Source organism: Amycolatopsis sp. NPDC114478, assembly GCF_055633805.1.
On record NZ_JBVKDO010000030.1, the window covers coordinates 69,466 to 88,989 of the forward strand.

Annotated in this window: 18 protein-coding genes and 1 pseudogene; 6 read left to right on the top strand and 13 right to left on the bottom strand. The window is 69.9% G+C overall.

What is annotated here, in order from left to right:
* Window positions 1–15: 15 nt before the first annotated feature.
* Window positions 16–1,299, bottom strand: coding sequence for an FUSC family protein (locus ACZ7OH_RS46065; protein WP_470286705.1), 1,284 nt, complete (start codon window positions 1,297–1,299; stop codon window positions 16–18).
* Window positions 1,300–1,312: 13 nt separating this feature from the next.
* Here ACZ7OH_RS46065 and ACZ7OH_RS46070 point away from each other — a divergent pair, with 13 nt between their 5' ends.
* The gene (locus tag ACZ7OH_RS46070; protein WP_470286706.1) at window positions 1,313–2,212 is read left to right on the top strand and encodes a hypothetical protein; all 900 of its coding nucleotides are present in this window, start codon (window positions 1,313–1,315) and stop codon (window positions 2,210–2,212) included.
* On the opposite strand, the gene ACZ7OH_RS46075 is transcribed toward ACZ7OH_RS46070, so the two are convergent.
* Together ACZ7OH_RS46075 and ACZ7OH_RS46080 are read right to left on the bottom strand one after the other, a co-directional pair.
* Window positions 2,203–3,084, bottom strand: coding sequence for an LGFP repeat-containing protein (locus tag ACZ7OH_RS46075; RefSeq protein WP_470286733.1), 882 nt, complete (start codon window positions 3,082–3,084; stop codon window positions 2,203–2,205). The genes ACZ7OH_RS46070 and ACZ7OH_RS46075 overlap by 10 nt on opposite strands.
* 21 nt (window positions 3,085–3,105) lie before the next feature.
* A pseudogene (locus ACZ7OH_RS46080) lies at window positions 3,106–4,101 on the bottom strand (GH25 family lysozyme); the annotation flags it as partial.
* On the opposite strand from ACZ7OH_RS46080, the gene ACZ7OH_RS46085 reads away from it, so the two are divergent.
* Genes ACZ7OH_RS46085 through ACZ7OH_RS46100 form a run of 4 tightly spaced genes read left to right on the top strand, consistent with a single transcriptional unit; the run spans window position 4,085 to window position 8,993 of the window.
* Window positions 4,085–5,032 carry a hypothetical protein gene (locus ACZ7OH_RS46085; RefSeq protein ID WP_470286707.1) on the top strand — a complete coding sequence of 316 codons (948 nt, stop codon included), beginning with the start codon at window positions 4,085–4,087 and terminating at the stop codon, window positions 5,030–5,032. The pseudogene ACZ7OH_RS46080 and the gene ACZ7OH_RS46085 sit on opposite strands and share 17 nt — an antisense overlap.
* Before the next feature lie 3 nt (window positions 5,033–5,035).
* Entirely contained in the window at window positions 5,036–6,673 is a 1,638-nt protein-coding gene (locus tag ACZ7OH_RS46090) for a peptidase M16 family protein (RefSeq protein WP_470286708.1), read from the top strand.
* Between the two features lie 47 nt (window positions 6,674–6,720).
* Window positions 6,721–7,263 (top strand): MarR family winged helix-turn-helix transcriptional regulator, encoded by a 543-nt coding sequence (locus ACZ7OH_RS46095; RefSeq protein ID WP_400891550.1) that lies wholly within the window; start codon window positions 6,721–6,723, stop codon window positions 7,261–7,263.
* A 47-nt stretch (window positions 7,264–7,310) separates the two neighbouring features.
* A complete protein-coding gene (locus ACZ7OH_RS46100; protein ID WP_470286709.1) occupies window positions 7,311–8,993 on the top strand; it encodes an MFS transporter in 1,683 nt (560 codons plus the stop codon).
* Window positions 8,994–9,440: 447 nt separating this feature from the next.
* Here the strand turns inward: ACZ7OH_RS46100 and ACZ7OH_RS46105 are convergent, their stop codons facing one another.
* From ACZ7OH_RS46105 to ACZ7OH_RS46115, 3 genes are all read right to left on the bottom strand, one after another.
* Window positions 9,441–10,109 carry a fumarylacetoacetate hydrolase family protein gene (locus ACZ7OH_RS46105; protein WP_470286710.1) on the bottom strand — a complete coding sequence of 223 codons (669 nt, stop codon included), beginning with the start codon at window positions 10,107–10,109 and terminating at the stop codon, window positions 9,441–9,443.
* 295 nt (window positions 10,110–10,404) lie between these two features.
* The gene (locus ACZ7OH_RS46110; RefSeq protein ID WP_470286711.1) at window positions 10,405–10,665 is read right to left on the bottom strand and encodes a hypothetical protein; all 261 of its coding nucleotides are present in this window, start codon (window positions 10,663–10,665) and stop codon (window positions 10,405–10,407) included.
* A gap of 127 nt (window positions 10,666–10,792) precedes the next feature.
* Window positions 10,793–11,773, bottom strand: a complete 981-nt coding sequence (locus ACZ7OH_RS46115) for an ArsR/SmtB family transcription factor (protein ID WP_470286712.1) — start codon at window positions 11,771–11,773, stop codon at window positions 10,793–10,795.
* Window positions 11,774–11,839: 66 nt separating this feature from the next.
* Here ACZ7OH_RS46115 and ACZ7OH_RS46120 point away from each other — a divergent pair, with 66 nt between their 5' ends.
* Complete coding sequence (locus ACZ7OH_RS46120; protein ID WP_470286713.1) at window positions 11,840–13,084, top strand: MFS transporter; 1,245 nt, start codon at window positions 11,840–11,842, stop codon at window positions 13,082–13,084.
* 31 nt (window positions 13,085–13,115) lie between these two features.
* Here ACZ7OH_RS46120 and ACZ7OH_RS46125 read toward each other — a convergent pair whose 3' ends face one another.
* From ACZ7OH_RS46125 to ACZ7OH_RS46155, 7 genes are read right to left on the bottom strand one after another with little or no spacing between them, the layout of a single operon-like run.
* Window positions 13,116–14,429: a hypothetical protein gene (locus ACZ7OH_RS46125; protein ID WP_470286714.1), complete on the bottom strand. Its 1,314-nt coding sequence runs from the start codon at window positions 14,427–14,429 to the stop codon at window positions 13,116–13,118.
* 38 nt (window positions 14,430–14,467) lie between these two features.
* A complete protein-coding gene (locus ACZ7OH_RS46130; protein ID WP_470286715.1) occupies window positions 14,468–15,421 on the bottom strand; it encodes an ATP-grasp domain-containing protein in 954 nt (317 codons plus the stop codon).
* Between the two features lie 20 nt (window positions 15,422–15,441).
* Window positions 15,442–16,035: a thiamine pyrophosphate-dependent enzyme gene (locus ACZ7OH_RS46135; protein ID WP_470286716.1), complete on the bottom strand. Its 594-nt coding sequence runs from the start codon at window positions 16,033–16,035 to the stop codon at window positions 15,442–15,444.
* Entirely contained in the window at window positions 16,010–17,005 is a 996-nt protein-coding gene (locus ACZ7OH_RS46140) for an aspartate carbamoyltransferase (RefSeq protein ID WP_470286717.1), read from the bottom strand. The genes ACZ7OH_RS46135 and ACZ7OH_RS46140 overlap by 26 nt, the downstream gene beginning before the upstream one ends.
* A complete protein-coding gene (locus tag ACZ7OH_RS46145; RefSeq protein WP_470286718.1) occupies window positions 17,005–18,156 on the bottom strand; it encodes a GNAT family N-acetyltransferase in 1,152 nt (383 codons plus the stop codon). Before ACZ7OH_RS46145 ends, ACZ7OH_RS46140 begins: the two co-directional genes overlap by 1 nt.
* Before the next feature lie 37 nt (window positions 18,157–18,193).
* A complete protein-coding gene (gene cuyB, locus ACZ7OH_RS46150) occupies window positions 18,194–18,976 on the bottom strand; it encodes a cysteate racemase (RefSeq protein WP_470286719.1) in 783 nt (260 codons plus the stop codon).
* The gene (locus tag ACZ7OH_RS46155) at window positions 18,973–19,488 is read right to left on the bottom strand and encodes a thiamine pyrophosphate-binding protein (RefSeq protein ID WP_470286720.1); all 516 of its coding nucleotides are present in this window, start codon (window positions 19,486–19,488) and stop codon (window positions 18,973–18,975) included. Before ACZ7OH_RS46155 ends, cuyB begins: the two co-directional genes overlap by 4 nt.
* Window positions 19,489–19,524 lie beyond the last annotated feature (36 nt).

Consider the following 19,524-nt stretch of genomic DNA (forward strand, 5'->3'; position numbering starts at 1 on the left):
CTTTGAGGACAGGCACTAGCGCCACCACGGACGGTGGCGCTGGGCCGCCACCACCGCGGCCGGCTCGACGAGCTCGGCGAGCCGGGCCGAGACGTGCTTGATGTGTTCGTGCACCCACAGCGCGCAGGCGAGGTCGCGCACCGAAGCGCCCGGCTGCTCGAGGAGGTCGGGGACCGCGGGCGGGGCGAGGATGGGCACGTCGCCGTGGTCGGTGCGGTCCAGCCGGGACGCGAGGTGGTCGTACCAGGCGGCGAGCTGTCCTGCCTGGTCGCCGAGGAGCCGGCGGAACGGGTCCGGTTCGACGTGCGGGTTCGGCAGCCCGGCCAGGGACTGCGCGGTCAGTCGCGAGCGGACGGTGCCCATGACCAGCCGCCACAGATCGTGCTTGGGGACGTGCTTGGTGCCCTGTTCGCTGAGGAAGCCGCGGAGCGCGTCGTCGAGCCGGGTTCCGGCCGCGGTCGCCGCGGCCGGCGTGGGCGCGTCGTGGCGGAGACCGAGTGCCCAGTTCGCGGCCGCGGCCAGGAACGCGCCGCCGGTGCGGAACGCGTCGGCGAGGTCGTCGGCGACGACGGCCCGGGCGCCGCGCGGCCAGAACAACGCGCCCACCACCAGGCACACCGCGCAGCCGATGGCGACGTCTTCGATCCGCACGACACCGATCTGCCAGCCGGCCGGCGCGAGCAGGTTGAACAGCACGGACACCGTCACGGTGAAGGCGGCCTGCCCGGCGGTGAAGGGCAGGGCACCGGGTGCGTAGGCGGCGACCAGCACCGCGATCGGCAGGGCGATCCACAACGCGGGCGCGCTGGTGCCGATGACCAGCAGCAACAACGCGCCGACGACGACTCCCAGGGCGGTGCCGAGCAACGCCCGAAGCGCGGTCGACCCGGTCGCCGCCGCGTTGCCGCGCAGGACGGACAACGTGCCCAGCACGACCCAGAAGCCGTGCTCGACCCCGCTCAGGCCGGCGACCACGACCGCGGCGGTCAGGGCGACCGCGCCGCGGAGGCTGTTGACGAACCACACCGACCGCAGGCTCGTGTGGGGCGAGGCGACCCGCGTCAGCGACGCCAGTGAGATCCCCCTCGGGAGGCGGTTCCGCCTGCTGCCCGGTGTCGCGGCACTCGCTTCGACAGCCGCGGCGCGGACGGCGAAAGCCGCGGTGCGGGCGTGGAAGGACAGGTGGACCGCGTCGGCGTAACCCGGGTCGCCGGAACCCAGGCCGCGCAGCCACTCCACACTCGCCTGGATCTTGCGGTCCAGTTCGTCCGCGTCGAAGGAGGCGGCCCGGCCGGCCATCAGCCGCTCGACCGTGCGCGAGCAGCCGCCGTTCGACGTCGGGTGCTCCGCTGAGGTCCGGGTATTCGCCGAGGGTGTCGGCGATGACCGAACCGCACCATTCGAGCAGGCCGACCAGGTTGTCGAGGGCCTGGTCTTCGGCGGCCAGGCCGGTCTGGCGGTACGGCGTCGCGGTGAACTCGTCGATCAGGTGGTGCTTGGCCTCGACCGCCGCGTCGTGGGCGGCGCCGACGGTGGGGCCGCCGCCCAGGGCCCCGTCCAGGTAGTCGGCCATCGCGCCGGCCGCGCGGGACGCCGCGTCACGCAGGGCGGTGGCGGGGGAGCGGGGCGACAGCAGCAGGACGGCCGCGGTGCCGACCGCCGACGCCAGCCACCAGCCGCCGAGGCGGGCGGGCACCATGCTCATGGTGCCGGGGGAGGCGGCCGGGAGCACGTAGGCGAGCAGGGCGGCGGTGCCCCCGGCCGCCGCGTTCGGTCCCGCGACGCCGCCGAACAACACCAGGAAGGTCACGACCAGCGTGACGACGGCGGCCAGTGGCAGGGACACGCTGGCCGCGGTGCCGACGACCAGCAGCACACTGCCCACGACGGCGAGCCCGAAGTGGGCGCGCAGCTTGTCCCGCCGGTCGCCGCCGAACGAGGCCAGGACCAGCGTGGCGAACCCACCGAAGGCCGCGAAGGTCGCCACCTGCAGGTCACCGATCACGGTGACGCTGAAGGCGAACAGCGTGGGCACCACCAGCGTGGCCCGGACAGCACGCAGGGCAGCGGCCGTCGACCACTGGGGAATCCACTCGCGGGGTGCCACCCGGCGCGCCTTCAGGGCGGGGGAATCGATCGCCACCGGCCGAGCATAGACGGCGATTTCCTCCCCCGAGCGCCCTGCGGCCCGTCGGTTCGGGATCAGCTGTAGGCGACCTGGGTCGTCGAACTGGCGCTGAGCCAGGTGATCGTCCCGTGCTGGAAGTTGTTGCGGCGGCCGCCGGTCACGCCGTACTCGTCGCTCGACGGGTAACCCAGGCCGCTGCGCTCCCAGCCCAGCGACGCCCACCGCTGCCGGATCGCCCCGTGGAGGGACTGGGCGCCGGTGGCGGAAGTCCAGTAGATGGAAGCGCCCTGCGCGCCGTTGAAGTGGTTGAAGCGGCCGACGCCGTCGGGGGTGCCGTCTTCGTCCGTGGTCGGGTAACCGAGACCGGCCTCCCAGCCCAGTGCCGCCCACTTCTGCCGGATCTGCCCGTGGATGGACTGGGCGCCCGTCGAGGGCGTCCAGTAGATCGAGGCGCCTTGGGCGCCGTTGAAGTGGTTGAAGCGGCCGACGCCGTCGGGGGTGCCGTCCTCGTCGTTGGTGGGGTACCCGAGTCCGGTTTCCCAGCCGAGCGCCGCCCATTTCTGGCGGATCTGGCCGTGGACGGAGTGGGCTCCGGTGGCGGAGGTCCAGTAGATGGAGGCGCCTTGGGCGCCGTTGAAGTGGTTGAACCGCCCCACGCCGTCCGCGGTGCCGGACTCGTCCGTCGTCGGCAGGCCCAGCAGGCCGCCGGGGCCACCGAGCTGCTGGTAGCGCTGCCAGATCGCGCCGTGCACGGCGTACGCGCCCGTCGCCGGGAAGTAGCCGATGACGCCGTAGTCGTAGTTCTGCGCCCAGCCACCGGCGGCCGCGTACTCGCCACCGGACGGGTTGCCCAGGTAGGACGACGCGCCGCCGAGCTCGGTGTAGTGCTGCGCGATCTTGTCGGCCTCGGTGCCGGTGGCGAAGGACTGCAGATCGGTCACGCCGCCGTTGAACACGTCCTGGTCACCCGGGAACGTGCCGGACGACGCGGTCTGGTCGAACGTGTAGTCCGTCCAGCTCGCCGGCATGGTGACCGTCGAGGCGATCCACAGTGGATCGTTGACGAAGTTCGGGCTGTTCGCGGTGCAGTTCGACCACCAGCCGTTGGTGGTGTAGATGACCGGCCACCGGTTCGTGCGGTCGTGGACCGTCGTGACGAAGTCGGAGATCCACGCCGAGACCTGCGCCGGGGTCATGTTGTAGCACCAGCCGGCCCAGTCCTGCGTGCTGTAGGGGTCGTACTCGATGTCCAGCACCGGCGGCAGCGTCTTGCCGTCGGCGACCCAGCCGCCGCCGTGGCTCAGGAAGAACAGCGCCTGCGCCGCGCCCGACGAGGTGTCGGGCAGTCCGAAGTGGTACGCCCCGCGCAGCAGCCCGGCGTTCGCCGCACCGGCGAAGTTCGTGGCGAACTGCGGGTCGGTGTAGGTCGTGCTCTCGGTGGCCTTCATGTAGGCGAACTTGGCGCCCTGGCCGGCCGCGGCACCCCAGTCCACCGTGCCCTGGAAGTGGGAGACGTCCATGCCCGGCGTCGTTACGCCCGAGGCCGCGGTCGCGCTCGCGGCGGCCTTCCGCGTCGCCGTCGCGTGCGCACCGATCGTGGACCCCATGAAGTCCGAGTCCGGATGGGCCGGCGCGCTCGCGCCACCGCCCGAAGCCGAGGCGATCGCCGGCGTTCCGGCCAGCACACCCGCGACCAAAACGGCGACCGCACCCGCGGTCACCGCACCACGAAACCCACCCACCACAAACCTCCACCCGGTATTCGTCCACCTCGCTATCGACGGGGACCCGCCGGCGTTACCGATGGCGGTGCGGATCACCCGCGGTGGTGGGAAAACGTCGGCTGCGAACGGGAAAATCGGACATGGGCGCGGCTTCCCGGCCTCCGCGCGGCCGGCCCGAGCGGGCGAAGTAGAGTCCGGCGTTCGCTCCTTCCCTTTTGGTAAAGGAACTCCCATGACTTCCACCGGCATCGCGCCGGCGCCGGTTTTCGACCCGGCTGCCGCCTACCCGGAGGCGGGTGTGCTGCGATCCGCCGCGGAAGCGGGTGATTGGCCGACCGTTTCGGGCTTTTTCGCCCGGTTCACCGCTCCGGACGAGCACACTTTCGGCGTCGGCACGACGATGTCCGTGCCGGCGGCCGAGCCGATGCTGCGCGCCGTGGTCGAGCGGGAACCCCGCTCGGAGCTGGCCCGGGTGCTGCTCGCCGCCCAGTTCGTCCAGCGGGGGTGGAGCATCCGGGGCGGTGGCCGGGCCACCGGGGTCAGCCGCGAGCAGTTCGCTGGGATGCACGAACACCTGCGGCGGGCCGAGCAGCTGCTGATCGACGTCACCGCCCGCGACCCGGCGAACGCGCCGGCCTGGTGGCTGCGGCTCACCACCGCACGCGGGCTCGAGCTCGGTCAGAGCGAGGCGCGCCGCCGCTACGACCGGCTGACCGCCCACCACCCCGGTTTCCTGGCCGCGCAACGCAACCTGCTCCAGCAGCTCTGCCCGAAGTGGGGCGGCTCCTGGGACGCCGCGCACGCGTTCGTCCGCGAATGCACGACGGCCGCGCGGCCCGGCGGTCCGCAGGGGATCCTGGTCCCCGAGCTGCACCTGGAGCGCTGGCTCGAGCTCAAATCCGAGGCGGGCAACGATTACCTGCGTCAGCCGGGAGTCCGGGAAGAGATCACCGCCGCCGCGTCGGCGTCGGTGCTGCACCCCGCCTACCGGTCGCGGTTCGGCTGGGTCACCGCGCACAGCACGTTCGCCATGGTGTTCAGCCTGATCGGCGACCTCCCGCGCGCGGCCGTGCACTTCCGCGCGCTCGGCGGGCGCGCGAGCGAAGCCCCCTGGCACTACCTGCCCGACCCGGTCGCCGCGCACGCGCGCCACCGCGACCGCGCCCTCGCGAAAGGCTGAACCGTGCTGTCCACGTTCGAGGTCGACGGCGTTCCCGCCGTGGCGGCCAAGAGATCCGGCCCACTGACCGCCGGCCTCGTCTTCCGCGTCGGCCGGGCCGACGAGACGCTGGCGACGGCCGGCATCACGCACCTGGTCGAGCACCTCGCGCTGCACCGCTTCGGGGTCGGCGAACACCACTTCGGCGGCGCGACCGGTGCCGACCACACGTACTTCGAGATGGCGGGCTCGGAAGCCGAAGTGGTCGCGTTCCTCAGCGGTGTCTGCGCGTCGCTGAGCGATCTTCCGATGGAGCGGCTGGAGACCGAGAAGTCGGTCCTGCGCACGGAGGAGTCAAGGCGCGGCGGTGGGGGACAGCTGGCCCGCCACCGCTACGGGGCGCAGGGGTACGGCCTGACCGACTTCCTCGAGCTCGGCGTCCCCCGCTTGGGCCCCGCGGAGGTCGCGCACTGGGCCCGCACGTGGTTCACCCGCGAAAACGCGGCGCTCTGGGTGGCGGGGGAGCAGGTGCCCGCGGGGCTGCGGCTGAGGCTTCCGCCGGGCGTCCGGCGTCCGGTGCCGCCGCGGCCCGCCATCCTGGCCGCGGGGCCGGCCTACTTCTCCTACGGCGAAGGCGGTGTCGCCTTCAGCGCGGTGGTGCGCCGAGGAGCCGAGGCGCAGGTCTTCGCGAAGGTCCTCGAACGGGAGTTGTTCCGCGCGCTGCGCCAAGAGGGCGGCTACTCCTACCAGGCGGCGACGTCTTACCAGGTCCGCGGCGACGGCCTCGCGGAGGTCGTCGGGCTCGCCGACGCGCTGCCGGACAAGCAGGCCGCCGTGCTCGGCGGCGTCATCGACGTCCTGGCCCAGTTCAAGGCCGGCCGGATCGATCCCCGCGATGTCGAAACGGTTCGCACACAGGCCGAATCCGCGCTTTACGGCGAGGACGCGGACGCGGCGCGGCTGCCCGAGCACGCGGTCGCGCTGCTTTCCGGGGTGCCGCTGCCGAGCGCCGAGGAGCGGATCGCCGGCCTGCGCGCGGTCGACGTCGCGAGCGTCCACGCGGTCGCCGTCGAAGCGTGCGGCTCGATGCTGCTGCGGGCACCGCACGGCCGGTCCGCGGACTGGGCCGGCTACACCGAGGTGCCGCGCTTCTCCTCGGCGGCGGTCGCGGGAACCCGTTTTCCCGCGCACAACCAGCCGGACGCCCACTTGGCCGTCGGCGCCGACGGCTGCAGCGTGCAGACTTCCGAAGGCGTGTCGACGGTGCGTTTCGCCGACTGCGCGGCGATGCTCGCCTGGCCCGACGGCGGCCGCCGCCTCATCGGCCTCGACGGCCGGACGGTCCAGGTCGAGCCGACGCTCTTCGCCGGCGTGACCCCGGCGGTGACCGCGACGATCGACGCGGCGGTCGGTCCACATCGGACACTGCCGCAGCCCGCGCGGTCGGTCCCGGCTCCGGCGTCCCGGCCGCCGACGTCATCGGCGAAACGCGCGGCGCGGATCCTGTTCATCGTGGCGGCGGTGCTCGGCGCGATCGCGCTGCTGGCCACGGCCGGTATGGCGATGGACCCGCCCGACGCGTCGGGCTGGGCCGGGGCGGGGTTCCTGTGGCTGCTCGCCGGGGTGTTCGCCTTCACGGCGGTGCGACGCCGGCGGATCTGACCGGCGGAGACGCCTACGATGGTTGTCCAGGGAGGTCCTGGCTGATCATGACGACTGGTGACACGCCGGCGCACCGGGCCGGTTCGGGTGATCCGGCGACGCCGCCGTCGACTCTGCTGTACCTGGTGAAGCAGGTCGAGCTGTCCGTGCGCGCCGGGCTCGACGCCCTCGTCCGGCCGGCGGACATCACGACGCTGCAGTACACCGCCCTGACCGTCCTCGAACGCCACCCCGACCTCACCGCCGCGCGCCTGGCGCGGCACTCCTTCGTCACCGACCAGAGCATGGCCGACATGGTGACGACGCTGCTGAACCGCGGGCTGATCGAGCGCCACCGCGACCCCGCCGACCGCCGCCGCCTCGTCATCGCCCTGACGTCCGCGGGCCAGCGGCTGCTCGACCGGCTGCGCCCGGAGGTGGCCGCGCTGCAGGACCACATGCTCTCGCTGCTTTCCGACGGCCAGGCCGGCGAACTGCAACGCTCGCTGGAACTGTGCCGGCGCGCCTTGCTCGAGCGCCGGGTCGAAAGTGACCCACCACCCGGCCCGGTGGACGGCAAACCCCGGAAGAAACCGACTTCCTCGCGATAGTCAGGAAACCTGTACATCTGGTTTTCGGTGTGGTTTGCTTCACAATCGTGAGTGAGACCGTCGCCCCCTCCGGTTCGACCGCACCAGCGCAGCTCCGCCGCGGCACCTTGGTGGCCGCGGCGGCAGCGGTCGCCGTCGCCCAGATCGGCCTGTCCATCCCGGCCGTCATCAACGGCTTCATCAACCAGGACCTGCACACCTCGTCGACGACGCTGACGTGGATCTCCGACGCCTTCCTGGTGCCGGTGACGCTACTCGAGCTGTCCTTCGGCGTGGTCGGCGACCTCTTCGGGCGCAAGCGGCTGCTGGCCGCCGGCGCCGCGCTGATGGCCGTCGGCGGGCTGCTCGGTTTCTTCACGCCCAGCGGCGGCACCGGTGTGCTCCTCACCGGCCAGGTGGTGTCCGGCATCGGGGCGGCGGCGATCTTCCCGACGTCGATCGCGATGCTCGCCGCGGGCACGCAGAGCGTCCGGCAGCGCGCGCAGTCCATCTCGATCTGGGCCGCCGCCCTCACCGGCGCCGGGTTCATCTCCCCGGTGCTGGCCGGCCTGCTGGCCCGCATCCAGCACTCGGGCGGCGAGTACGCGAGCTGGCGCTACGCCTTCCTCGCCATGGCGGTCCTGGCTGTCGTCAGCTGCGTGATCACGTTGGTGGGCGCGCAGAACTCTTCCGCGCCGGTGGGCCGGTCCCTCGACTGGCCCGGCCAGATCACCATCGCGGTGTCCCTGTTTGCTTTGCTGTACGCGGTGATCCAGGGAGCCGAAGACGGCTGGGGCAGCCTCCCGGTGATCGGCGGGTTCGTCGTGGCCGTCGTGTTCATGGTGCTGTTCGTGGCGATCGAGCGCCGGGTGGACCGGCCGTTGATCCGCCTGGACCTGTTCGGCAACCGGATGTTCGCGGTCTCCGCGGTGGTGACCGTCGTCGGCATGTTCGCCTACCTGGGCACCGCGTACGCGACGAGCATCCGGCTGTCGGCCATCCAGGAGTACACGCCGCTCGCGACGTCCCTCGGCTTCTTCTGCCTGAACGTGATGGGCGTGGTGCTGTTCCCGGTCAGCACGCGGGTCGTCGAGCGCTTCAGCCCCGGCGTCGTGCTCGGGAGCGGGATGGCGCTGATCGCGATCGGCGACTTCGTGCTCGCCGCCATCCCGGCCACCAACTTGTCGATCGGGGCGGTCGCGGTTCCGCTGCTGGTCGTCGGCGCCGGGTTCAAGCTGGCCGTCACCTCGATCACGGTCGTCGCCGTGAACAGCGTCCCCACGTCCAAAGCCGGCATGGCCAGCGGGGCGACGAGCATGTTGCGCGACGGCGGCCTGACGCTCGGGCCGGCCATCGTGGGCGCGATCGCGCTGACGAACGCCGCGAACGCGATCAACGCGCAGATCGCGTCGTCCCCGTCCCTCAAGTCCGCATTGGACAGTTTCTACGCCGCACCGGAGCACGTCCCCGCCGCGCAGCGCCCGACGGTGGAAGCCGCCGTCCACGCGGTGAAGTCCGGCCCGCTCGGGCAGAACGGCGTCCCGGCGCAGGTCCCGGGGCCCGACGGCACGCCGATCCCGTTCAACCCCCTCAAAGACGTCGCGTTCCACGCCCTCTCCCACGCGTACGCCATCGGCTACCTGGTGTGCGGCATCGCCGCCGCGGCGGCCGCCCTCATCGCGTTGACGATGCTGGGCCGGCGGCGGAACGAGGACGTGTTCACCGAAACCGAGGCGGCCGAACAGCTCTGACCGCGGACCGGCCTCCGTCAGTCGTGGAGGCCGGTCCATGCTGCTACTTTACATACTTGTCAGACGACCAACAAGTATGTAAAGCTGGTCGCGTAGCCCCCGAACCAGAGGGTGCGGCTTCGCCGGACAGACCAGAGGAAGAAGAATGTTCCCTTCAACCCGTGTCGCAGCGCCTGCCGAGCTCCCGACGGTCCGCAACGACGTCGACGGTGGCCGCTGGAGCCACTTCGCCCCGGGTGACCGGGTGCTCGTGTTCGGCGCGCCGGATCCGGCGACCGGCTGGTCCCGTGTCCACCGCGGCACGGTGACCGAGGTCGCCCACGACAGCATCGGCGTGGACTTCGGCGCGGCGGGCCGAGCGGTGTTCGCTTCGGCCGACCGGATCCGGATCAGCCACGTGGCCGGGTCCTGCCGGTGCGTGGTGGCGCTTCCGAACGGCCGTGGCGGTCAGCGGTCCGAAGTGGACGGTCGAGCCGCGAGCGCTCGGCGCACCTCGTCCGCGCCCGGCACCACGGGGGAGCGCAGCGACCCGACCTCGCCGATCTCGATCTCGACCACGTCTCCCGGCTGCAGCCCTTGATCGAGCCCCGGCACGACGGAGGTGCCCGTCGAGAGCACGGCGCCGTCGGGGAAGTCGTTGTCCCGCCACAGGTACTCGACCAGCCCGGCCGGTTCGCGGTTCAGCTGCGCGGTGCTGGACTCACCGGCGAACACCTCGTGACCGTCGCGCAGGATGCGCATGCGCAGGGCGAGTGACAGCGGGTCCAGCACCTCCCACGCCGGCCGCACCCGCGCCGACACCGCGCACGAACCGGTGTAGATCTTGGCCTGCGGGAGGTAAAGCGGGTTCTCGCCTTCGATGCTGCGGGAGCTGACGTCGTCGACCACGACGTACCCGGCGATCTCCCCGGCCCGGGTCAGCAGCAGGCCGAGTTCCGGCTCCGGCACGTTGTTGCCCGAATCCGTGCGAATGGCGATCGGCTCGTCATCGGTGACCACACGCCAAGCGGCCGACTTGAAGAACAGTTCCGGCCGCTCCGCGCGGTACACCCGCGCGTAGACGTCCTCGTCGGCGCTCTCCTCGCGGCGGGCTTCCTCGGACCGCAGGTAGGTCACCGCCGGCGGCCCACACCTCCATCCGCCCGTCCAAGGGCGGCAGCAGCCGCGCGTCGGACGCGGACACGGGCTCCCCGGCGGCCTCGGCCAGTTCGCGGATCTCGGCCAGGGGGCGGCGCAGCAGGTCGCTCATCGACGTCACGGCGAGCGGTGCCAACCGGTCGTCGGTGAGCAGGCCGACCCGGACGGTGCCGGTGCCGTCGGGGAATCGCACCAGATGGCTCAACCTGAGTCTCCTCGTTCGGTGACCTGATCCGCGTTCGGCATCGAACCTACGGAGTGCGGAGCGTGGCGGTCAATGAGTCCTGGGCGCTGTGAGCTGGATCGTGAAGTCGAGGACGTGACGGGCAACGTGGCGTCCGCGCTCGGCGCGGTACGGCTGGCTGGTCGGTACGGCGGCGCAGGCGGGCCTGCACAACGAGAACCAGTTCGCGCCCAGCAGATCGGTCGCGAAGCCGCACAGCAGGGCGCCGAGCGGTAGGCCGAAGAGGGCGAGGCTCGCGATGAGCCCGGCGCCGACGGCGTCGAGGTGCCACGGCCGGCACTTCAGCAGCACGGGGGATCGTGGTACCGAGCCCGAGACGTCATAGCCGTCGAAGACGATGATCAGGCAGCAGAACGCGGGGACCGAACAGGTCAGCCGCCTGCCGCGCGTGACACCGAATCGGCCATTGATGTTCGGCCTAGTCGAGCAATCGGGTTCCCAGCTCGGTGGTCAGGTAGAGCACCGTGCGTCCGGACCGCTCACGTGCGACCAGCCGGCTGGCCCGCAGCACCGAAAGGTGCTGGGAGACGGCGCTGGGCGTGACGCCCAGGGCACGGGCGAGGTCGGATGTGGACGTCGGTGATCGCAGGGCTTCCAGAATCTCGGCGCGCGCACGTCCGAGCAGGCGAACGGTGCTTCCGGCCGGCGGGTTCGTGCCTGCTGCCCACAGCGTGGCAGCGCCGCGCGCGGGGTAGCGCACGGTGGTCTGCGTCGAGGTGCGTTTCTTGATCAGGACGTACGAAGATCCGAGTACGACCGGCATCAGGACGAGCCCGCCCGGTCCTCGTACCACCACTCGGTCGGCGCGCCAGCGTTCCCCGGACAACACCAGCCGGCCGTCCTGCAAGCGCAGGTCAGGGTGGAGGTCCGCGAACAGCTCCTGCGCCCCTCCTACCGCGAGGCGACGGGCGCGGTAGGTGATGTCGGCCTCGAGTACGCCGCGGATCCGAGCCCAGTGAGGGGCGACCAACCGCTCGTAAGCGGCTCTGAGCTCCTCGGCCACCGCGCGCAGTCCGGCAGCGGGGCGAGCCGCGAGCTCGGCCGCCGCGGGAGGCAGGTCGTCGCCGAAGACGCGGGCGAGGCTTGCTCGAACCTGGCGAGCCGACGTGCTCCGCAGGGCGTCCAGATCGTCGTCGATGGTTGCTGTCGCACCCTGTGGGGCCGGGACGAGGAACTCGGGCCAGTTGGGTCGTGTGCTCACCAGCAGCGGCCACGTGCGTGAAAGGTCGAGCGGGGAGCCGGCGAGTTCCTTCTCGGCCCAGCTCAGCCAGCGCAGATTGGCGGCGTTGCGGTCGCGCCCGCTCAGCTGCTGCAGGCAAGCGACGGTTTCGGACAGGGGAGAAATCGCGAACCGCGTGGCGGCGAGCTCGGCCACACCCATCTCGACAGTCAGCGCCATGCCCTCAGTATGTAGTGACACGCTAAATGGTGTCGAATCGGGGGCGACGGCGGCACGCTTGCGAACATGCGTGTGAAAGTCCCTCGGACAAAGCTGCCGGCAGCTTACTGGCGGCTGTTCGTGGCGACCGGCATCGACAACATCGGTAATGGTGCCTACGTCGCGGCTGTTCCGTTGCTCGCGGTCAGTCTCACCCATGACCCCCGGCTGGTAACGGCCATCACCACCGCGGCCTTTCTGCCGTGGTTGCTGGTGTCCTTGCTGGCCGGTGCGCTGGTCGACCGGCACGATCGGGCCGGCATGATGTGGCGTGCGCAGTTGACGGCCGGTGTCCTCGTGTCCGTCACGGCCGCGTTGGTCGCCCTCGGGTGGATCGACATCGGGATCTTGGCGGTGCTGGCGTTCGGCTTGGGCACGTGCGACGTCGTGTTCAGCAACGCCGCTCAGGCGGTTCTCCCGGAGATCGTTCCCGGCTCGCTCTTGCACCGGGCGAACGGTAACCAGCAGGCGATGATCACGGCTGGTCAGCAGTTCGTGGGGCCGCCGGTGGGCAGCAGCCTGTTCTCGGTGGCGGCAGCGTTGCCGTTCGGTGTCGACGCGCTGTCGTTCTTCCTCTCCGCCTCCCTGGTGCGTTCGCTGCCCAAAAGGCCTGCGGAGCACGAGCGTCAATCGATGCGAGCGGCGATGCGTAGCGGGCTGGCTTGGCTGCGCCGGCATCGGTTGATGCGGACGCTCGCGATGCTGCTCGGGGTGAACACCTTCTGCGGGCAGATGGCCAACGCGATTCTCGTGTTGCTCGCAACGCAGGAACTGCGGGTGTCGGTGGAGGGATATGGTCTGTTGTTGGCCGCCGCGGCGATCGGCAGCGTCTTCGGAGGGCTCGTCAACGCGCGTATCGTGCGCAGGATCGGATCACTGCCCGCGCTCGTCACCGGCCTGCTGATCAACATAGCGGCGTTCGTGGGCATCGGATTCAGCCCCGATCCGTTCGTCCTGGGCGGTTTCCTCGCCGTGAACGGGTTCGCGACGACGATGTGGAACATCGTCACGACCACGTTGCGGCAGCAGCTGGTTCCGGCGGGCATGCTGGGGCGCGTAACGAGCGTCTACAAACTGCTCGGATGGGGTCTGATCCCGCTGGGCACGCTCACCGGCGGCGTGGTCGCGCACTCGTTCGGCGTGCGGGCGCCGTACGAACTGGCCGGCGCGGTCCGGACGGTCGCATTGCTTGCCGTACTGCCGATACTGCTCGCCGCGATGCGTCCGGCGGCACTGGACGCGCACACGCCGGAAGACAGCCGGAACGGGTGATCGTCATCGAAGAGGACAACAGCCAGTTGCCTCAGGAAGGAGCACCGAGGAGACATCCGGGAAACGCTCCGGTTCCGCGGGTGACCAAGCCGATGCCCTCGGCCGGATCCATGCGGGCGTGGCAACCGGCGGGAACACCGCCGAGGCAGAACGGGCTGACGACCATCTTGACCGTCCGGTAGTCGTGCGTGCCGGAGGCATCGTGCAGTACCCGGACCGGAAGCCGCAGCGAGTCGACGACTTCCTGCACGATGTAGTACTCGGTGTCCACGGCCGTGGCGATCAACCGGTGCCATTCGGCGGACGAGCAGCCGGCGCCGAAGAACACTTCCTTGCCTGACAGGCCGGCCGAACCCTTGAGCACGAATCGGTGCTGCTCGGCCGTGAGCAGGTGAGGCAGGTCCCAAGTGCGTCCGGACCAGTCCACACGTTGCTCGCGGACCACCCGCGTCCACGGCAGGTAGCGCCGGACCAGGTCGCGATCGGGCTCTGACATCCAAGGCTGGCCCTCCGAGAGCAGCGCCATGACCTTCTTCGAGTCGATGAGCCGAGCCGACTGTGACGGTATCGCGATCATGCCCGCGGAAACGAGCTCCAGAAGCGCTGTCAGATTCCAGCCGTTGTCGAGCGCCTCCCGTTCGGACAGCTGCACGACGCCGACCGGACGGGGAGATCGGGAGAGAAGATCGGCGGGGTCGACCGACCGCACGTCGGCGTACTCGGCCGGCACCCCGTGTCCGCGGAGGAACCCGAGCTGGCTGTCGAGCTCCTCGGCAGTTCGCCCCGAGTCGTCGAAGGAGCTGAGGAACACGGCGGCCGGCGGAGCGTCGTACTCGGCACACGTGCGTGCAATGAGGTTTGCGAATGGGTGGTAGGGGTCCTTCCCGACGAGGGGGCGGTCCTGGTGATCGGCAGCGGCCGTCCGCCAGATTCGGCGCAGCACTTCGAACTGCACCATGCCCGCGAATCCACCGCCGACGTTGAACTCGATGAACTTCGGTCCGGCAGGGCTGAGAACCACGTCGGCCCTCGCCATGTCGATGGCGTGGCGCAATTCGAACGCTTCGTCGGCGACGAAGCGGGGAAATGCGCCTGGGTCACCCTTCAGAGCAGCCAACCGCCCCCGGGAGTTCGGAGCGAGCTGGGCGACGGCCTCCCGTTGCAGCTGGAGCAGCCGCGCTGTCGCATTCAGGAGGGCATCGTAATCACGGCGAGGCATGACCAGCGGCTGGCCGGCGACGGGGAAGCCGCCGACCGATATCGACGGCAGCTGCCCGGCCATCATCTCGCCGAGATATGTCGCCGGGATCCGTGCGGCGTAGTGGTCGATTCCGGGTGCCGGCACCGTGGACTTCCTCCCTGTTGCTGTCGCGTGGCAGTCGGCTAGCCGCGTGTGGAGCGCGCCAGCGAAGCGAGCAGTTCGGCTTGGATCGCCGTGATCCCGTGCGGCGTGAGGTCCGCGTCGGTCCCTTCGATGGGCTGCCAGCGGCTCAGCGCCGGGTTGACCTCGATCACGACCGGTCCCTGGGGTCCTTCGACCAGGTCAACGCACGATATTTCCAAGTCGAGTGCTTTGACCGCGCCGAGGAATATCTTCTCGAGTTCGGGGGTGAGCTCGGCGGGCTCTCTGCGCGCGGGGTGCAGCAGGCTGCGGACGCTGCCGTCGGGTGCGGTGGCGATGTTGTAGGTGCAGGATGCGACGACGCCGTCGACGACGATCGCGCGGATGTCGCGACCGGGGTTGTCGATGAACTTCTGGGCGCAGAGGACGTGGTGCTTGCGGAACCAGTGCCACAGCACGATGTCCTCGCGGATGCCGAACGGGGTGCCGGGCGGGCCGCTGGCTTCGTAGTCCTTGGGGAGCAGCTTCACCACGTCGACCGAGGAGTGCCCCATCACCGGCTTGATGATGACCTCTCCCCATTCTTCGATGCAGCGCTGCACGTCGTCCTGGGACTCGACCATCCTCGTCGGCGGTACCGGCACGTCGGCATCGCGCAGGATGTCGGCCTGCAGGACCTTGTTGTGCGTCCGCCGCAGGCTCTCGACCGAGTTGACCAACCGGACTCCGCGGCGTTCGAAGAACTCGAGCCAGTCGTAGAGCAGGGCCATGTCACCCTGGTCGTGTTTGGTGAAGATCCGGGCGTTGACCAGAGCGACGTCGGGCAGTTCGTGGAGTAGGTCGCTGTCGTCTTCGCGTGCGTTCACGACCAAGGGGTGGATGGTGTCCCACTCGATGCGTTCGACGGCGGCGCCGAGGGCGGCGAGCGCGCGCCGTAGCGCGATCATCTCTCCGTCCTCGTAGGCCTTGTCGAGGATCCAGACTTTGCCGTTCACTGGTTGCCTGCCTCTCGGTGTCAGCTGGTGATCGGGAAGGGCCGCAGGTAGTCGGTGAAGCGCCGGGCGTGCTCGGCCAAAGCCATGTCGATGCGAGGTGGTGGCTTCGCTGCGGACGGCGTGATCGCGCAGTGCAGCAGCGTCGGTTTTGCGCAGGCCGGTACGGCCGCTGCCAGGTGTTCGGCGAGGTCGTGGCCGGTGTCGACGCGGTGTGCTTGTGCGTAGCCCGATGACAGGGCGAGCGCGGCGAAGTCGAGGTGCCGGGTCGGTGATCTTTGCCCACCGGTCGAGGCGTAGTTCCCGTCGTCGAGAACGACGTGCAGCAACCGGAGCTCGTCGAGCGAACCGGCCGCGAGCAGGCAACCGGGGTTCATCGCGAGGCTGCCGTCGCCGTCGACGACCACCACGGTCCGGTGGAGCGCCAGGGCTATGCCGGTTCCGATGTTGGCCGCCAGTCCCATGCTGCCGGTCATGTAGAAGTGGTTCGGGCGATCGGCGATGGCGTTGGCGATGCGGCAGGCGTAGCCGGTGCTGAACACCACCGGCACCGCCGGGGTGGCTTCGATGATCACCGCGATGGCCAGGGCCTTATCCATGGTCTGGGCCGAGTTCATGTCCCCATCCCTCCCAGAGTGAGCTGATCAGCGCGGCGCGCAGGAACACGCCGGATCGGACGCCGTCGAAATAGCGGACGTTGGAGAGGCTGTCGACCTCGTCGGGCAACTCGTCACCTCGAGGTCCGGTGTGCAGGATGACGACCTCCCTGCCGTACCGCTCGATCAGGCTGCGGGTGAACTTGAACCGGTCGTGGAGTGCTCCGCGCCGGCGTGCCGGGGCGGTCGCGAGGTGGAAGTCGGGTAGCTCCACCGGAATCATGCTGATGACGTCGACGTGGCGAAGCAGTTCGGCGGCGCTGTCGGTGAACGTGACGCGCGTGCCAGCGCGGTCGAGTTCGTCCCTCTGGGCGGCCGGGAGTGTCGCGGCCTCCGGGGCGAGGAGCCTGATCTCCGCGGGCTTGAATTTGGCGACGGTCGTGATGATGCCGCGCAGGGCCCGGCATCGTGGATCACCGACGAGGCCGATGCGCAGGTCGGCGATGTCGCCGGCGACCTTGGTCATCATCCACGCGTCCAGCATGCCTTGCGTGGGGTGGTCGTACTCGCCGGTGCCGGCGCTGACCACGGGCACCGCGGCGAGATCGGCGGCGCGGTCCGCGGCGTCGTCGTCGACGTGCCGCAGCACCAGTAAATCCGCGTAGCAGCTCAGGACCTTGACGGTGTCTTCGAGGGTCTCCTGGAAGAAGTCTCCCGCCCGGGTGGTCTTGGCGTCGGCGAAACCGACGTAGCGGGCGCCCAGCAGCCCGCTCGCGGCCTGGAAACTGATCATCGTGCGGGTGCTGTTCTGGTAGAACAGCAGGCCGACGACCAGGTGTGGCGCCAGTTCCGACAGCTGCTTCCTCGATTGCCTGCTCATCCATTCCGCTCGGCTGAACAGCGCGGTGAGCTGGTTTGCGTTCCATGACGCCGAGGAGACGGCATGTCGCGGAAACGCGGGCGCGGCGGTGATTTCTGCCTCTGCGCGCATCAGGTTCCCTTCGGTGCTGCGGTGACTCCGGGCGAGGTGACGTTCGCCGTCGCGAAGAACTCGTCGAGGTGGATGTCGCGTACCCGGGTCACGCCGGGGGAGTTGCTCTTGTAGTCAGTGCGGGAGGCGCGCTGGTCGTCGTGGAAGTAGACCGCCTCGAACCCGCCGGCGCGGTTCAACGACAGGAACGGGTTGGCGACCAGGAAGTCACGTACCTGAGGGGTGTCCCGGCGAACCTGCAACCACAGTCGCTTGTCTCCGAAGTGGTTGGGCGGCAGGGTGACCCGCGTTCCGAAAAGGCGTTTGAGCTGGTAGGTGCCTTTGCTCAGGAACGGTTCCGTGCCCTGGAAGTCGAGCTGCCGTACGCCGTGCTCGCCGGCCCACTGGATCAGCAGGGAGTGCATGACCTTCAAGGCGCCTGCCGCGTAGAGGTTCTCGTCACCGTCACGGACACCGAGCAGGCGTGAGGTCAGCACGCCACGTTCTCGGTCCCAGTGGCACAGGTGGCCTCCGACTCGCTGCCCGTCCATGCTCAGGACGAACAGAATCCCCTCCCGGAAGAGACATTCGTGGGCCGAGGTGGGTGTTTCGACTCGCTCCCGCGCGCCATGACGAGCTGCCATCGTGGCGCGGTAGATGTGTTCGTAGAAGTAGTCGAACCATTCGGGGTCGCGATCGATCGTGAGGTGCCAGGTGTGCTGGCGCAGCCGCTGCCGGAAGTTGCGTCGCTCGCCTTTGGCGATGCGGGCCATGACGTTGTCGACGCTGTCGTCGTAGTCGACGACGAAGTGGACACGCATGGACAGGATGAACGCCGAGTCGGCGGGCAGCAGGTCGGCGTCCGCCGCGGTGGCTCCGATGATGACGATGTCGCTGTCGGGAAGTCGGTGGCCGTGGAGTATGTCGCGTGGTGGCAGGCTGCTCGCGGTGCGGACAGCGGTGTCCGAGTTCGTGGTTTCCCTGCGTTGCTCGGTGAACTCGAGAGTGTAAGCCTGACCGTCGCGCAGGCCTGCGTACGTGATCACCAGGCCGGCGAGCTCGGAGCGCACGACCGGCTGGCGAGCCCACCGCCGGCTGTCCCAGTGGCGGCGGCCTTTCCGCACGAGCGGGTGCCCGCTGTTGCGCCAGGCGTAGCCGATCCGCGTCTGCACACGCGAGTAGGCAGGTAGCCGCGACGGTAAGCGTGGTTCATGCAGATGCCGAGATGTGAGGACTGACATGGCTCTCCGGTGAGGTGTCGCGTCGGTGTTCCTTGCCCTGTGCTTGCACCCAGGCGACGGTGGCGTCGGCGAGGACTTGCGCCGGGTCGATGATGGGCACCGCGGGGCGGACGCCTTGCAAGGCGAGGGCGACTTCGGTGCAGCCGGCGATGATGGCTTGGGCTCCTCGCTCGGCCAGCTCGTCGATCAGCCGGCGCAGGACGCCGTTGTTCGTGTGACTGGCCTTGACCCCGGCGATGGCGGGCATTACGTCGGTGGCTTGCGAGCGCGCGTCCGGGGTGAGGACCGTCATTCCGGCACGCCGCAACGGCTCGTGGTACAAGCCGGCCTTCAGCGTTCCGGTCGTCGCCAGCAGGCCGACGGAACGCATGTGCGGGTCGATTTGCCGCGTGCGGCGGCAAGCGTGGTGGATGAGGTTGAGGACCGGAACGCGCCCGGCTTCGTCGGTGATCGCGGTGATGAAGGCGTGCGCGGTATTGCACGGAATGGTGATTACGTCCGCTCCCGCCGTGATCAACGTGCGGACGCCGCGGACGAGCCACGGTGTCGGGTCGGCGCCATCGCCGAGCAACGCCTGGGTTCGGTCCGGTGTGCTCGGATCCGCCCAGATCGTGACGCGGAGGTGGTCCTGGTCGCGTTGCGCCGGGGTCGCCCGGACGAGCTTGGCGTAGAAGTCGACGGTGCTCGAAGGCCCCATGCCGCCGAGGATGCCGACCACCGGTGACCGCTTCGCGGAGGACAGGCCGGTCATGGGCGCCAGCCGAACAGTGAGGGTGGAATCAGCACCGCTGCGGCCTTGCGTTGCCCGATGACCTGGTCGTGGGCCCACGACAGCTGCGTCGCTGATCGCGCGCCGGTCAGCGACGTCGTGGGTATCCCAGCGTGCTCGAGCAAGGCCTCGGTGGCCCGGCCCATGACTTTGTTCTCTTCGGTCGTGTCGGCATCGGTGCCGCGCATGCTGACGATCAACAGCATCGGAAGGCGGTAGGGGCTGACCAGGGACGCGATCGCGTTCACGGATTGTCCGAGACCCGAGTTCTGCATCAGTACGGCGGGGAACTGGCCGCTCAAGGCAGCACCGGCCGCGATGCCGATCGCGTTGTCCTCCCGGGCAATGGTCGTCAGGCCGTAGTGCGTCTCCAGCGTGGAGTACAGGGGTGCGAGGATGCCGCACGGAGTTCCGAGGAAGGGACCGAATCCCCAGCGGTGCAATTGGTCGGCGAGGAGCGCTCCGCGCGTCGTTGGTGCGGTTGCGGTGGTCATGGTGGTCCTGCCTGTCGTTTCGGTGCCGGCCTGGTG

Excerpts from the sequence above, each read along its gene's own strand:
- ACZ7OH_RS46140 (WP_470286717.1), bottom strand. The coding sequence starts at position 17,005 with ATGCGCGCAGAGGCAGAAATCACCGCCGCGCCCGCGTTTCCGCGACAT.
- ACZ7OH_RS46120 (WP_470286713.1), top strand. The coding sequence starts at position 11,840 with ATGCGTGTGAAAGTCCCTCGGACAAAGCTGCCGGCAGCTTACTGGCGG.
- cuyB (WP_470286719.1), bottom strand. The coding sequence starts at position 18,976 with ATGACCGGCCTGTCCTCCGCGAAGCGGTCACCGGTGGTCGGCATCCTC.
- ACZ7OH_RS46115 (WP_470286712.1), bottom strand. The coding sequence starts at position 11,773 with ATGGCGCTGACTGTCGAGATGGGTGTGGCCGAGCTCGCCGCCACGCGG.
- ACZ7OH_RS46135 (WP_470286716.1), bottom strand. The coding sequence starts at position 16,035 with ATGAACTCGGCCCAGACCATGGATAAGGCCCTGGCCATCGCGGTGATC.
- ACZ7OH_RS46085 (WP_470286707.1), top strand. The coding sequence starts at position 4,085 with ATGACTTCCACCGGCATCGCGCCGGCGCCGGTTTTCGACCCGGCTGCC.
- ACZ7OH_RS46065 (WP_470286705.1), bottom strand. The coding sequence starts at position 1,299 with ATGGCCGGCCGGGCCGCCTCCTTCGACGCGGACGAACTGGACCGCAAG.
- ACZ7OH_RS46095 (WP_400891550.1), top strand. The coding sequence starts at position 6,721 with ATGACGACTGGTGACACGCCGGCGCACCGGGCCGGTTCGGGTGATCCG.
- ACZ7OH_RS46155 (WP_470286720.1), bottom strand. The coding sequence starts at position 19,488 with ATGACCACCGCAACCGCACCAACGACGCGCGGAGCGCTCCTCGCCGAC.